Origin of the sequence: Flavobacterium hungaricum (genome assembly GCF_015182285.1) — a bacterium.
Classification (GTDB): domain Bacteria; phylum Bacteroidota; class Bacteroidia; order Flavobacteriales; family Flavobacteriaceae; genus Flavobacterium; species Flavobacterium hungaricum.
The window spans coordinates 46,855-61,373 of sequence record NZ_PRDM01000003.1 but is presented as its reverse complement, the minus strand read 5'-3'; the positions used below and the strand labels follow the sequence as shown (position 1 = coordinate 61,373).

Sequence of the window (14,519 nt, the reverse complement as noted above, 5' to 3'; positions counted from 1 at the left end):
TATGAAGAAATTTTTAGTCCCTATCTGCCTCTTTCTGGCTACCATGGCCTATTCGCAGGATGATCTGCTCAAGGATCTTGATTCTACACAGGTAGAAGACAGTTATTCTGCGGCAACTTTTAAAGCTTTACAGCTGGTAACTTTACAAACCACCAAAATGGCTGCGAAAAAAGAATTTTATTTTGTGGTATCTCACCGTTTTGGTTCTGTTAAAGATGGTTTTGACAGCTTTTTTGGTCTTGATAACGCTACTACAAAATTGGGCGGTATTTATGGCGTTACAGATTGGCTGTCGGTTAGTCTCTCCAGACATACCTTAAACAAAATGTACGAAACGGGTTTGAAATACCGAATGATGAGACAAAATGCCAATTTTCCTGTTGACATTGTCGGTTACAGCGTTGCGGATATCAATACCTTTTTGGAAAAAGAACAATATCCCGGCTTAGAATTCAAGCACCGTATGACTTATGTACAACAATTACTGATTTCCAGAAAAGTAAGCGAAAAACTTTCCTTAGAATTAGTACCGTCATTTATTCATAAAAACCTTTATAATCCGGCAATCGAAAATGATAATCAGTTTTCTTTTGGAGGAGGAGGCCGTTATAAAATTACCAAAAGATTATCGGTCAACTTAGAGTATATGCACAATTTTAACAAGCCTGATTTTTATAAAGATCCATTGTCAGTCGGCTTGGACGTAGAAACCGGAGGACACGTTTTTCAATTAATATTTACCAATTCCCAATCCATGAGTGAAAGCGGTTACCTTACAAATGCCAGCGGCGACTGGGGTAAAGGAGATTTCTTTTTTGGATTTAATTTATATAGAGTATTTTAAAATTATCACTTATGAAAAAACTAATAGCATTCACGATTTTACTTGCTGCACTTTCGAGCTGCAGCGATTCTGATACTTATCAGGATATTGAGCCACCTGTAACGGTAACTCCTCCAGGAAACGAAACACCAGGTACAGACCCGCCGGCTGCCATAAGCTACAGCAAAAATGTAAAATCAATTATTGATGCCAATTGTATCGGTTGTCACCAAAGCGGCAGATCTGCTGGTTTCAGGCCTTTAACCACTTATGCTGAAGTAAAAGCCGCTGTTGAAAACGCAGGTTTATTAGGTCGAATTCAATTACAAACTGGACAGCAGGGTATCATGCCTCAGGCAGGAAGAATGGCACAAGCCAATATTGATATTATTGTAAAATGGAATACCGACGGCTTAAAAGAAAACTAATTATCATGAAAAAAACATTTATAAACTGCTGCGTATTACTCTTGCTTATTACCTTGGGCAGCAATGCATTTGCACAAAAGCTAATTACCAAAACAGGCAGTATAAAATTTCAGGCTTCGATGCCTAATTATGAAGAAGTGGCTGCCGAAAACAAATCTGTATCGGCAATTTTGGAGCAGTCAAACGGAGATTTCGCCGCTTTGGTTCTTATAAAAGGATTTCGTTTTAAAGTAGCCTTAATGGAAGAGCATTTCAACGAAAATTACATGGAATCTGAAAAATTTTCTAAAGCCACATTAAAAGGAAAAATAGAGGATTTTGATCTTTCTAAAATTACCAATACGCCTAAAAATTTTACTTTAAAAGGCGATCTTACCATTCACGGAAAAACCAAACCGGTAACCGTAACCATGAAAATTTCGAAGGCTGCCAACGGAGTTAATGCCATTGGTTCTTTTGAAGTTACACCAGAAGATTACGATATAGATATACCAACTCTGGTACGAAAAAAAATTGCTGATAAAATAAAAATCACTTACAATTTCTTATTAATAAAATGATCTTTTTCAAATGCATTACATCTTTAGACAATAGAAAATCTCCACCTCTATTCGCTAAAGAAATCTCTTTTTGATTTGGAAGATCAAATAAACATGACTAATGTTATGAGGTCAGTTTGCTATAAACTGACCTCTTTTTTTTAACCTAAACAATATTTAAAATGATTTGTAAAAATTATACTGTTGCCGGAGAGGACGTAGATGATTTTATGGTTATGGAAGACAGCGCGTACATTTCATATACGCTTCGATTATTGTATCATTTTTTATTTGCCAACGGATTTTCTAAAGAGAAGCTAAAAATGCTGCATCTTGATTTGCATGAAGGAAATCAGGTTTTGGTTAAGCATCAGAATCTAATGTTTACCGAATCTTTTTTTGTTGAAATGAAACATTGTTATATAGGTGGAAAAATCAATATTAAAAGCTGTTTTTTCAACTCCAAAAACCAGTGCTGCGCAGAAGTTACTAAAGAAATTGCGTGGTTTGATTCGATCCGCAAAGAAGTATCATTTATTAATTCAAAAATGGTGAATTAGGTGAAATGTACAGCAGTATAGCAATAAAAATAAAGTGCTAATTATTGGGCAGATAAATCCAAAAAGTTGTTCCCTCTCCTGGTATACTGCTAAAATTAATGGTGCCATTATGGTTTTCAATAATACGCTTGCACAAGGCTAATCCTATGCCATTCCCGCTGTATTGATCTTTTTGGTGCAGCCGCTGGAACATATCAAAGATACGGCCTGAATATTCACTATTCATTCCAATTCCATTATCTTGAATTGATATTACATGAAAATTGCCCGAGGGCGCTGCAGGATCAAAAGCGGTGTCGCTTTGAGCTGAAATTATACTGCTGGATATATTTATTGCCGGCTGTGCTGCATTAAATTTTAACGCATTATTGATTAAATTATAAAACAACTGGCGCAGCTGGGTATCAATTCCTTTTACAGTTGGCAGCGGACTAAAATTTATAACTGCTTTTTTTTCTTCGATAATGAGACTCAGGTCGTCCAAGGTTTGTGCGACAACATCATTAAGATTGACTTTTGTGGTAAATTTATCGTGATTATTGACACGCGAATAATTAAGCACATCTGAAATCAAATTGGATAATCTTCCGGCTGCTAAAGTAATTTTATCAAAATAATAAAGCGTTTTTTGATGCTCGGTTAAATTTTCTGCTGCTCTTGAAATCATGATCATGATTTTTCGGAGCGGTTCCTGCAGATCATGACTGGTTATAAAAGCAAATTGTTCCAGTTCCTTGTTTTTGAATTTTAGCTTTGAGTTTGCACTTTCCAGCTCAAGCTTAATTTTTCGCAGCTCTGAGTTGTCCTTCAGCGCTTCAACAATCATTTTCTGGGCATTATTATTTACAAAATAAATAAGCCAGCTGCTGATAGTGCCGTCTTCAGATTTATTCGGCATAATAGAAACATTATGCCAGATATAAGCATCCTCCTTTTTAATTCTAATATCGGCAGAAAAATCCCTCTTGTTTTTTTTTGTGGCACTCCATCCGTCAATAATCAGATGTACATCATCATTATGTATAAATGCTGCTAGGCTTTTTTTATCAAAAACAATCAAAGGCGTTTTTAGATAAACTTCAAATGCATGATTTGCCAGCAGTACGTTGCTGCGGTCATTGACAATACAGATTAAAACAGGAATGGTATCTACTAGATTTCTATATCGGTTCTCACTTTCTCCAAGCTTTTCTGAAAGCGCTACAAGCTCAATATTCTTTTTTCTGATTTCATCATAAGCAGAAATCGGCGGTTCATATTTGAAGTAATCCGCCAGAGTATTTATTTTAGCATCTGAAAGAAGTCCCGGTGATGGAACCTGATGGTTTAAAGTGGTTACAGATTGGTTGTCAGAAAAAGTATATTCTATATTACCTGATATTTTGGCCGCATATTTATAAGCTTCGGGATTGCACTTTTTAAGATCAACTTTATCTGTAAGCACAGCCAGTATTTCTTTATGGCTCGCTCTTAAAGTATTGATTCCTAAAACAAGCACAGAATTTTTTCCACTGGCAATTGAGCATCTTGCCACTTCTGAAACTGCAGTAGAAAAACGGGTCTGCGACGGTACAGGCAGGCCGCACATTTCGGCAATTTTCATGGAGCGCTTATGAGCCAGTATGAGGTCCATTTCATTGTCAAGATTAATTTTTACAATTTCCTTCATAAAGCTTTAAATTATTTTTCCAACCAAAATTGTAGCATCATCAGTTCCTCTCACATTATCTTTATACAAAGCCGAAGCTATAATTCCCGGACTGTGTTTAATTATAGAAGTCAGCTCATTCAGATTCCATCTCGTACGCAGTCCGTCACTGTGCATGATAATAACCTGATGTTTTTGATAGGGAACAATAGTGCTGTTTATAGTGCGCGGAATATTATGACCTATAATGCCATTATATGGCGTATACGTTTTGCTGTCAAGTCCGTTATAGATCCGTGTATTGATATTGCCTATCCCGCAGATATTCCAAGTTTCTGCCTCATAATCAACAATGGCAATAGTAGCGACAAGTCCCCTGCTTTTTTTAACGTGTTCATGAACATGGCGGAGCACTGCTTCAGGATCAGTTTCTGCACATTGCTTAAAAGCCTTGACTGCCTGTTCAACTGCTTCGTGAGCTTTTGCCCCATGACCTAATCCATCTCCAAGAAAAATCTGAAAACCCTTTCTGGAATATTTAATATGATATCCATCTCCACATAATCGCTCACCTGGATAATTTACACTTACTCCTGCTATATCCAATCCTGTAGTTGAATTTGGGACTGTAACATCCGCCTTATCACAGATTTTAATATATTGAACAGTTCCCCACCCGCGCATCGAATAGATCTGAAAATCATTGCTTAATCTCTTAATAGCGCCAATTCCCTGTCCTAATGTACTCGAGGTAGAATAACCGTCTTTCATTATCTTGGCAACATTATCAATACCAGTTCCTTTATCAAGACAGTATATTTCTATCACATTACAGCTTCCATTATGATGTGCCCTGTAAAGAAGGTCTCCGCCGTCTGCATACTTAATAAGATTAGAAGTAAGCTCTGCGATAATGATGTCAGTTTCAGCGGCTCTGTGCGCTTTGAAACCTAACTGAAGTGCTAGGTTGTGTATCTCTCTTTTAATGAAAGCGATAAGACTCCTATCGTCAATTTTATAAACGGAAAAAGTATTATCCATTTTTCCATTTTATTATAGTTACGGTTGTACCGTTTCCTAATTCTGTTTGAATATCAAATTCATTCACCAGCCTTTTTGTGCCCGGAAGACCAAGCCCCAGACTTTTTCCGGTGCTGTAACCGTCCTGCATGGCCAGATTGATATCTTTTATCCCTGGTCCTTTATCAATAAAAATGACACGTACACCAAGATCACGTCCGTTGGTTACCGATTCTATGATCACCCTTCCTCCTCCTCCATATTTAAGAAGATTACGGACAAGCTCGCTTGTGGCAGTAATCAACTTGGTCTGGTTTAAAATACTCATTCCAATTTTTACGCCGTATTCCTTTACGCGGTTGCGTAACGGAACTACATCCTGTTCTTTTACTATAAACAGTTCTTCTTTATTGGTTGCTGTCGTCATACGTCTGCTCCTCCTTATCGCCATTGTACATTTTCGCGCGAAGCAAATCCATGCCTTTTTCAACATTTAAGGCACTTATAACACCATTTAAAGACAATCCAAGTTCAACAAGTGTAATAGCTACAGCAGGCTGCATACCGACCACTACAGTCTGTGCATCCATAATTTTTGACATAACGGCAATGTTTCCTAAAATTCTTCCCATAAAGGAATCGATAATAGAAACCGCTGATATATCAATCAAAACACCTTTTGAATTATGTTTATTAATAGTATTTATTAAATCAGATTCAAGATTTTCAGCCAATTGATCATACAGATCTACCTGTATGGTTACCAGCAGAAAATCCCCCATCTTGAGTATTGGAATTCTTTCCATTTCAGTAATCTTAGTTCGTTATTTTCTTTTCACAACCGTAAGCTGGAGCATGTCAAAAGCCGTTTGAAGTGCGCTTGCCAATGATGCTTTAGTAATGATTCCCGTAAGATCTATCCCTAAATGAACCACCGTCTGTGCAATTTCAGGGCGTATGCCGCTTATAATACATTCTGCGCCCATTAATCGGGTTGCACTTACCGTTTTTATAAGATGCTGCGCTACAAGAGAATCTACTGCCGGCACGCCTGAAATATCAAGTATGGCGATAGAACTTCCTGTATCCACAATCTGCTGCAATAAATTTTCCATTACCACCTGGGTTCTGGAACTGTCCAATGTCCCAATGATAGGAAGTGCCACAACACCATCCCAAACGCGGATAACAGGAGTCGAAATCTCACTGATCTCATCAATCTGTCTTGAAATGACATCTTCACGTCCTTTCATATACGATTCAAAAGTGAGGATTGTCATATTATTCAGCAGTGTGCTCAGCTCTAAATTAGCGCTGTATAATTTTACAGGATCAGATTCTATTTCTGAAAGAATACTAGAAGCTGCTTCCTTAAAAGCTATCAGGTATTGGGCATTTTCACGAGGTGAAAAACCACGTCTCCCTCTCGAACTTGAAATTCCGATTAACAGATCGTAAACCTTTTCGAATTCGTCTGAATCAGTATTTCCATTTGAATGCTGTAAAGCATCAAGTAAAAGGGCTGCGAACTCCTTTGATTCTTCTTCTTCTGTTACTCCGTCAGTAGAACCGTTTGCTTGTAAAAGCTGAGACCATGTAGTCAATAATTTGTTTTGGTGCTCTTTCAAGCTTGCCAGGAGATTGTTCTGCATTTGTAGTGATATTTGGATATTCGTGTAAATGTAGACAATTAATGTTAGCAACAGCCTCTAAATTCAGAAAATACTTGTAAAAATCAATCCGTTAATTCTTTGATATACAATCTGTTTTTCAAAGCTGCAACTATTCTCCTGTCTGCACATGCGGAGCGTCTACCGGTTTGGATTGAGAAGACCCAATTTGTCTCAGATAAATCGAAAAAATGACTATCGCAAATACCGACAGAAATTCGCTCTGCCAATTCTGAAAAGACTCAAACCAAAATCGAGAATCTCCCATATATGTCCAAGCAGTTTCAAGCGGCAGCCCTTTTAATGCCAGTTTTTCATTTTCATCTTTCAAACTCCCATAAAAATGAGCGCCAAAAGAAATAAAAAACAATAAAAACAAGGCAATACTTAAAGAATGCTTGTACAGAGATAATATCCATCCTCCTTTTTTCACCGGCCAGGGAACATCTTTTCTTGCAGCCGATGGTTCTCTGTCGACCTCTTCCTCTTTATCAAAATCTTTAGACTCTGAAGAACCTTTCTGCTGTAAAAAAATAGTCAATACTACTAATAAACCCATCTGAAGAAATTCACTTTCCCAGTTTTCAAATGTAGATTCTAAAAAATGTCCTGTTGAAAAATAAGCAGCCAAACTGATTTGTGAGGCTCCGTCTTCTAAAAGATCTTTATTGTGTTCTACAAATCCAAATAAAACCTGTCCTGCAAAAGAGATTACAAATAATAGAAAGAAACAAATCGAAAGCCCATTATTGCGCAAAAAATTTTTCATGATCTTAGGTGTAACATATTGCAAACTATTTTTTCTCTACTTCATCTTCCGCAGGCATTAACTGAGATTCCATAAATTTTCCTTTTATAATAGTTCCTGCCTCATCTTCCCATTCTGTTATAACTTCCTCTATCAATTCGGGTTCAAAGCCAACAACTTTCATCACCTGTGTGCCAAATTCCTGCTTCACGTGTTGTCCTTTTTTATACATAAGATTTATATTTAATAATTAAAAAATGTTTTTACCCCTTAAGAGCAGACAATTTTGCTGCTTAATTTCAAAAATAAAGGTATAGAAGCTTTATCGGAGTACTTTACATTATTGTTATACTTTATTTATATTATTCCCCTTAAACACAAATAAACTACTATATTTCAATTACTTAAAATTTACAAATTCAATAACGATCTGTTATATAGTAAAGGTAAATTTTATGCAGGAATAAGAATTGCCGCTCTTAGTAGGCAACAGCATTTCAACGGGCGCAATTTTCTCACTTACAACAATTTAAAACATTAACATCCAGCATGTTAATTATAAAAAACAAGCCGCTCAATTGTATAAAAACAACTTGAGTATATTGCTTAAGTTTACGGGTTATGTCCTAATAATAAATAGCTGGATTTCTAAAAGAGATTTCGGTATAATTTTTTTAAGCATAATGAAATATTTTCATTTAAAAAAAACTTAAAATGCATGAAGACATCTAATGAAACAGAAACAATAACTTCACCGTTATTCCCTGTTGTTGGTATTGGCTCTACAGCCGCAGAAATTGAAATATTAAAGAAGATCATTTTTGAAATTCCTGAAGCGTCAGGAATGAGTTACATAATTATAGAAAATTTATATTTCCCGCAATCCCAAAAACTAGTCGAGCAGCTCGCAGAATATTCTAAAATTCCTATTGCCGAAATTGTCCATGATATAGCATTACTTCCCGATCATATTTATATTATTCCCGAAAACAATTTTTTGTTTTTAGAAAATGGAATATTAAAACTTAAACCCCGAACACGCAGCAGTAATGTAAACAGCTGTATGGATTTATTTTTTGAATCTCTTTCTTCTGTTTATAAAAGCTATGCCTTTGGAGTAATCCTTTCTTCAAATCAACTAGATGGTGCGGCAGGACTTAAAAAACTAAAAGAATTTGGCGGTGCCACTCTTGCTGTTTTGCAAAATAAAAATCAGAACGACAGCACAGCAGAATACATAGATTATTTTGCGGCACCCGAAAAAATTGTTTCTAAATTACTTGAAATACAAAATAGTTATTTAGCCGCTCACGCTTATTTTGAAGAAGAAACGTCAGAAAATGAACAAAAGCTGTTAGAAGAAATTATTGCTCTTGTGTCTGTAAAATCCGGCACCGATTTTTATCATTATAAATATCAAACCCTTCGAAGACGTATCGCCAAAAGAATGGTAAATACCAGCCAGAACACCATCGAAAGGTATTTGAATTTACTTAAAACCAACCTGCAGGAACAAGATCTTTTGTTTTATGATTTCCTTATCCCGGTAACTTATTTTTTCAGAGATCAATTGTATTTTGATAATCTGGCTTCGACCGTTTTTCCGTCTCTAATTGAGAATGTAAGCAATCAGAGTTTAAGAATCTGGTCTGCTGGATGTTCGACCGGCGAAGAAGTGTATTCGCTGGCCATTTGTATTGATGAATATCTTAAAAAAATAAATAATAAGGATATAAAGGTTCAGATTTTTGCTTCGGATTTGTCTGAAAAATGCATCGCAAAAGCCCGTTCGGGGGTCTATACTATGCAGGATGTGAAAAATATAAGTGAAGAAAGAATCGAACAATACTTTACTAAAAGAGACAGCGCTTATCATGTCAATAAAAATATCCGCAATAAATGTGTCTTTGCCCTGCATGATCTGACTAAAGATGCGCCTTTTGCAAAGATTGATTTAATATCGTGCCGAAATGTACTGATATACTTTGATTCACATTTACAAAATCAAATCTTTGAATCCTTTCATTATGCGCTCAAAGACAAGGGATATTTGTTTTTGGGCCGATCGGAATCAGCAAACAATGTTCCAAATTTGTTTAACATAATAGAAAAACAGGATAAGATTTACATTCGGAAACAGGAGGATATTAAAAATAAAATCTTCCGCCCTGATTTTATTTTTCCAGGCAGCAGAACAAAAAATACTCCATTGGTAAAAGGTATTGAAACAGATTATAGAAAAATTGCTTCAGATATTCTTTTAGAGCAGTATTCTCCTGCCGCTGTAATCATTAACGAAGACTTAGAAATAGTTCATTTTCATGGAGATACCAGTCCTTTTTTACAGCCTCCTGTTGGAAAACCAAGCTTCAATATTTTAAGTATGGTGTCTGAAGAGATTGGTTTCGAATTGAGAAATGCGATTTTAAAAGCCCGTAACGAGAAAAAAAACTTTTCTGGAGAAAGTATCAGCGTAAAAAAACAATCTTTTTTAACCTCTTTTGAGGTTATATTTCTTCCTTCTAATATCGAATTATTATTGATTATTTTTTGCAAAAAAAAGGTCTTGCCTCCCGAACAAAATCGAACCAGCGAAAATCGAACCGAAGAATTAGAAAAGGAACTGCTCCAGCTGCGAGGTGATTTTAAAAGAGTTACCGAAGAACAACAGATTTATTTTGAAGAACTGCAGACCACAAATGAAGAACTGCTGAGCAGCACTGATGAACTGCAGCTTATAAATGAGCAGCTCGAAATTTCGACAGAAGAACTTCAATCCAATAACAAAGAATTATCCTATATTAATTTTGAACTTCAGGACGGTCGTGATGAACTCGCCTCGATGCGGAATTTTTACGAATCGATTGTAAGAACCATACGAGAACCTTTAATTATTATTGATAAAAATTTTATTGTCAAAAATGCTAATCCTGCTTTTTACAAATATTTTAAAACCCAGGAAGAAAATACAGAAGGTTTTTCAATTTTTGAAATAATAAAAGGGCAATGGAATGAACCGCAATTTAAAGAAACAATTCTAAAAAAACTGTCTCAAAACAATATAGTAGAAAATATTAAAATAGAATTACAATCTTCTGCCGGTGAGAAGCAGATCATGATTTTAAACGCATCTCCCATTTTAAACTCCATTCCCGAAGGCATGATTCTTATTGCTTTGGAAGATATTACAGAATTAGAACACAGCGGGGAATCTTTAAAAAGCAAAAACATAGAACTTCTAGACTATAACAGGCAATTAGAATCTTTTACGGATGCCGCCAGCAGTAACTTACTGGAGCCCATTAGAAAGATATACATGTTTGGAGAAAAAATTTTAGATAATGAAAAAAATCTAAGTGAATCTGGCAGACATACTGTAAAAAGATTACTAAGCGCGGCAGTAAATATGAATCAGCTGATTGAAGATCTTTTAGATTATTCCAAAATATATTTTTCTAAAAAAGAATTTAAAAAAACAGATCTTACCGTCCTTCTCAAAAAAACACTAAGTGATTTAAAAACCATAATTACAGACTATAATGCTGTTATCATAAGCGCTCCCCTTCCGACAATTAAAATTATAGCGCCTCAAATACAGCTGCTGTTGACCCATTTAATTTCAAATTCAATAAAATATACCAAAAAGGACACTGTACCCGAAATAAAAATCGGAATTTCTTATCCTGAACCTGAAGAAATTACCGAATTAGGCGCTGACTCCAAAATAAACTTCATCAGGCTGTATGTAAGTGATAATGGAATAGGATTTAATGAGGATTTTGAGAAATTGATCTTTACACCTTTCTATAAACTTGACAGTAATGACCTGCACTATGGAAGCGGACTTGGACTGGCGTTGGTACAAAAAATAGTTTCCAATCATGGCGGTTTTATTAAAGTATCCAGCAAGCCTTCTGTAGGAACCACAGTAAACTTATATCTTCCTTTATTTAGTTCCTAATAGGGGAAATTTAAACATTACCGTTGTCATTATTTCTTAATCAATTGAAATGCTGGTAATTGTGAAACTATATCGCACAATATTATAAAAACGCCTTGTTAGTATAATTTACTTTTGATGGAAAGAACAAACATAACTTTTACCGGCGGTAAAACTGCAAGTGAGAGTTCTGTTTGCTTTTTTAAAATTTAAAAATATTAACTAATAAGATATTTTATGAAAAATTTTCAAGAAGAAAAACAACGCGATTTATCCATCAACAAATCAGATGGCACAAACAAATTCCTGACTACAGATCAGGGCCTCCGTATTAATGATGATAATAATTCGCTGAAAGCAGGAGAAAGAGGACCTTCTCTACTCGAGGATTTTATACTGAGAGAAAAAATAACGCATTTTGACCACGAAAGAATTCCTGAACGTATTGTGCACGCACGCGGTTCGGGAGCCCATGGATTTTTTGAAGTGACTACTCCAATTCCAGAATTGACCAAAGCAGATTTCTTAAAAGAAAAAGGACTTAAAACTCCTGTATTTACACGTTTTTCTACGGTTGCAGGATCAAGAGGTTCTACAGATCTTGCCAGAGATGCCAGAGGATTTGCCGTTAAATTTTATACTCAAGAAGGTATTTACGATTTAGTGGCGAACAATATTCCGGTATTTTTTATACAAGATGCTGCTAAATTTCCAGATCTTATCCATGCGGTAAAACCAGAACCGCATAATGAAATACCACAGGCAGCCTCTGCGCACGATACCTTTTGGGATTTTATTTCGCTGATGCCCGAATCAATGCACATGATTATGTGGGTAATGTCGGATCGCGCTATTCCAAGAAGTTACAGAATGATGGAAGGTTTCGGAGTACACACTTTTAGATTAATCAACGAACAGGAAGAATCTGTTTTTGTAAAATTCCATTGGAAACCCAAATTAGGAACCCACGCCGTTGCCTGGGACGAAGCTCAGAAAATTTCAGGAAAAAATCCAGATTTTCACAGACAGGATTTATGGGAAGCTATCGAAATGGGGAACTTTCCAGAATGGGAATTGGGTGTTCAGGTCATTCCAGCTGCAGATGAAAACAAGTACGAATTTGATCTTCTTGACCCGACCAAACTGGTTCCAGAAGAACTAGTTCCGGTTACTATTGTCGGCCGTATGGTTCTGAACAAAAACCCTGATAATTTCTTTGCAGAAACAGAGCAGATTGCTTTTCATCCGGGGCATATTGTACCGGGAATCGATTTTAGTAATGATCCCCTTTTACAAGGAAGGTTGTTTTCTTATACCGATACACAGCTTTCCAGATTAGGAAGTCCGAATTTCCACGAAATTCCAATTAACAGAAGTGTAGCGCCTGTGCACAACAACCAGCGCGACGGACATATGCGTCAGGAAATCAATAAAGGCCGTGTAAGTTATCATCCCAATTCACTTGGAGGCGGTTGTCCGTATCAGGCAAAAATTGAAGAAGGAGGTTTTGCCAGTTTTAACGAACGAGTTGATGCCCACAAAGTAAGAGAAAGAAGTGAAAGTTTTAACGATCATTTCGGACAGGCAAAATTATTTTTTAACAGCCAGACGCCAGAAGAAAAAAGCCATATCGTAAAAGCACTTCGTTTTGAACTTGGAAAAGTAGAAACAACAGCCATACGAGTAAGAGTGTTAGGACTGCTTTCGCAAATTGACACTACTCTTGCTGAAAAAGTAGCTCTTGGACTGGGAGCAACTGTACCGCCAATTTTGGAAACGCCGATTAACAAAGGGGTGTCTCCAGAAAACGAAGGCGGACCGCAGGAACCGCAGACCGTAGAATCTTCTGTTTCTTCTTCAGATGCATTAAGCATGATTAAAAACCCAACCAATTCACCAACGATTGCTTCGAGAAAAATAGCTATTATTTGTTCTGACGGTGTTTCTGAAGCTGCTGTGCTGAATATGAAAAAAGCACTTAAAAAAGAAGATGCCAAAGGTTGCATTATTGCACCTCATCTAGGATCTGTCTTAACTGATGCTGACGGTGCAATTGCAGCCGAATTTAGTTTCTTAACTGCTTCATCAGTATTATTTGATGCTGTTTATATTCCACACGGATTAGGATTGAATGCACTGGCAGAAAACGACGATTTGTTCGAATTCCTTAATGACGCCTACAAACACTGTAAAGTAATAGGCGCAGATGGCGAAGCTTCAGAAATCATCAGCAGCGCTCCTTTTGCCTCAAAAATAACAAATGAAGATGGGGGAATTGTTGTAAACAGTGCCATCGCATCTGAAGAATTTGCCCAAGATTTTATTAATGCCATGACCCAGCACCGTTTTTGGCAGCGTGAACCAAACTTATACAATTAAATAAAAAAACATATGAAAAATTCAGAAAAACCCACAGAAAACAAAGAAGTTAAAAACAACTCTGCCAAGAATTTTGTTCAGCCGGCATCAGACGCGGCAACAGACCTGAAAGAACTTTTTATTGACAGTCTTAAAGACATTTACTGGGCAGAAAATGCATTAACAACAGCCCTTCCGAAAATGGCTGACAACACCACTTCTCCCGAACTGGCAACCGCCATTTTAGAACATTTGGAAGTTACTAAAAATCAAATCAAAAGACTTGAGGATATTTTTGATCTTTTAGGCGAAAAAGCCGAAGGCAAAAAATGTGAAGCAATGGCAGGCTTACTTAAAGAAGGCGACAGTATACTGTTAGAAACAACTCCGGGAGCGGTTAGAGATGCGGGCATAATTGCAGCATCGCAAAAAATTGAACACTATGAAATTGCTACATACGGCACCTTAGTGGCTTTTGCCAAAACATTGGGCGAAAACGATGCGGCAAAACTATTAACACAAACCCTTGCAGAAGAGAAAGAAGCCGACTGCATACTAAACGACACAGCATTAAATAAAATAAATACTGTGGCTGCCGAATAGATTTATTAGCATATTTTAAATCTCATTTTTCGATAAAACCTAAAACATCTGTACCCCATACAGATGTTTTTTTTTTGCTTTTAACAAACATAAGTATCTGACTGTGAATTATGTAACTCTCATGATTCTGTATATAAAAATGGTCCATTCCTGCCCTATACATTTGCCGTGATCGTTTTCAT

At 36.4% G+C, this 14,519-nt stretch carries 14 protein-coding genes; 7 read left to right on the top strand and 7 right to left on the bottom strand.

What is annotated here, in order from left to right; genetic code table 11:
- The first annotated feature begins 1 nt into the window (after position 1).
- The 4 genes from C4F50_RS13600 (at position 2) to C4F50_RS13585 (ending at position 2,350) form a co-directional block, all read left to right on the top strand.
- Positions 2–844 (top strand): DUF5777 family beta-barrel protein, encoded by an 843-nt coding sequence (locus C4F50_RS13600; protein ID WP_194139204.1) that lies wholly within the window; start codon positions 2–4, stop codon positions 842–844.
- Positions 845–855: 11 nt separating this feature from the next.
- Positions 856–1,251 carry a cytochrome c gene (locus C4F50_RS13595; RefSeq protein WP_194139203.1) on the top strand — a complete coding sequence of 132 codons (396 nt, stop codon included), beginning with the start codon at positions 856–858 and terminating at the stop codon, positions 1,249–1,251.
- 5 nt (positions 1,252–1,256) lie between these two features.
- Positions 1,257–1,811, top strand: a complete 555-nt coding sequence (locus C4F50_RS13590; protein ID WP_228012024.1) for a YceI family protein — start codon at positions 1,257–1,259, stop codon at positions 1,809–1,811.
- 161 nt (positions 1,812–1,972) lie between these two features.
- Positions 1,973–2,350: a hypothetical protein gene (locus C4F50_RS13585; protein ID WP_194139201.1), complete on the top strand. Its 378-nt coding sequence runs from the start codon at positions 1,973–1,975 to the stop codon at positions 2,348–2,350.
- 37 nt (positions 2,351–2,387) lie between these two features.
- On the opposite strand, the gene C4F50_RS13580 is transcribed toward C4F50_RS13585, so the two are convergent.
- The 7 genes from C4F50_RS13580 to C4F50_RS13550 all read right to left on the bottom strand — a co-directional run bounded on the left by C4F50_RS13580 (position 2,388) and on the right by C4F50_RS13550 (position 7,668).
- Positions 2,388–4,019 carry a sensor histidine kinase gene (locus C4F50_RS13580; protein ID WP_194139200.1) on the bottom strand — a complete coding sequence of 544 codons (1,632 nt, stop codon included), beginning with the start codon at positions 4,017–4,019 and terminating at the stop codon, positions 2,388–2,390.
- 6 nt (positions 4,020–4,025) lie between these two features.
- On the bottom strand, positions 4,026–5,039 hold the full coding sequence (locus tag C4F50_RS13575; RefSeq protein WP_194139199.1) for a SpoIIE family protein phosphatase: 1,014 nt from the start codon (positions 5,037–5,039) through the stop codon (positions 4,026–4,028).
- Complete coding sequence (locus C4F50_RS13570) at positions 5,032–5,445, bottom strand: anti-sigma regulatory factor (protein ID WP_194139198.1); 414 nt, start codon at positions 5,443–5,445, stop codon at positions 5,032–5,034. The genes C4F50_RS13575 and C4F50_RS13570 overlap by 8 nt, the downstream gene beginning before the upstream one ends.
- On the bottom strand, positions 5,426–5,824 hold the full coding sequence (locus C4F50_RS13565; protein WP_194139197.1) for an STAS domain-containing protein: 399 nt from the start codon (positions 5,822–5,824) through the stop codon (positions 5,426–5,428). Before C4F50_RS13565 ends, C4F50_RS13570 begins: the two co-directional genes overlap by 20 nt.
- Before the next feature lie 18 nt (positions 5,825–5,842).
- A complete protein-coding gene (locus C4F50_RS13560) occupies positions 5,843–6,670 on the bottom strand; it encodes an STAS domain-containing protein (RefSeq protein ID WP_194139196.1) in 828 nt (275 codons plus the stop codon).
- A gap of 130 nt (positions 6,671–6,800) precedes the next feature.
- Positions 6,801–7,457: a DUF6766 family protein gene (locus C4F50_RS13555; RefSeq protein WP_194139195.1), complete on the bottom strand. Its 657-nt coding sequence runs from the start codon at positions 7,455–7,457 to the stop codon at positions 6,801–6,803.
- 25 nt (positions 7,458–7,482) lie between these two features.
- Positions 7,483–7,668: a hypothetical protein gene (locus C4F50_RS13550; RefSeq protein WP_194139194.1), complete on the bottom strand. Its 186-nt coding sequence runs from the start codon at positions 7,666–7,668 to the stop codon at positions 7,483–7,485.
- Between the two features lie 486 nt (positions 7,669–8,154).
- Between C4F50_RS13550 and C4F50_RS13545 the strand changes: the two genes are divergently transcribed.
- From C4F50_RS13545 to C4F50_RS13535, 3 genes are all read left to right on the top strand, one after another.
- A complete protein-coding gene (locus C4F50_RS13545) occupies positions 8,155–11,397 on the top strand; it encodes a CheR family methyltransferase (protein ID WP_194139193.1) in 3,243 nt (1,080 codons plus the stop codon).
- A 216-nt stretch (positions 11,398–11,613) separates the two neighbouring features.
- On the top strand, positions 11,614–13,755 hold the full coding sequence (locus C4F50_RS13540) for a catalase (protein ID WP_194139192.1): 2,142 nt from the start codon (positions 11,614–11,616) through the stop codon (positions 13,753–13,755).
- A gap of 12 nt (positions 13,756–13,767) precedes the next feature.
- Positions 13,768–14,337, top strand: coding sequence for a YciE/YciF ferroxidase family protein (locus C4F50_RS13535; protein ID WP_194139191.1), 570 nt, complete (start codon positions 13,768–13,770; stop codon positions 14,335–14,337).
- Positions 14,338–14,519 lie beyond the last annotated feature (182 nt).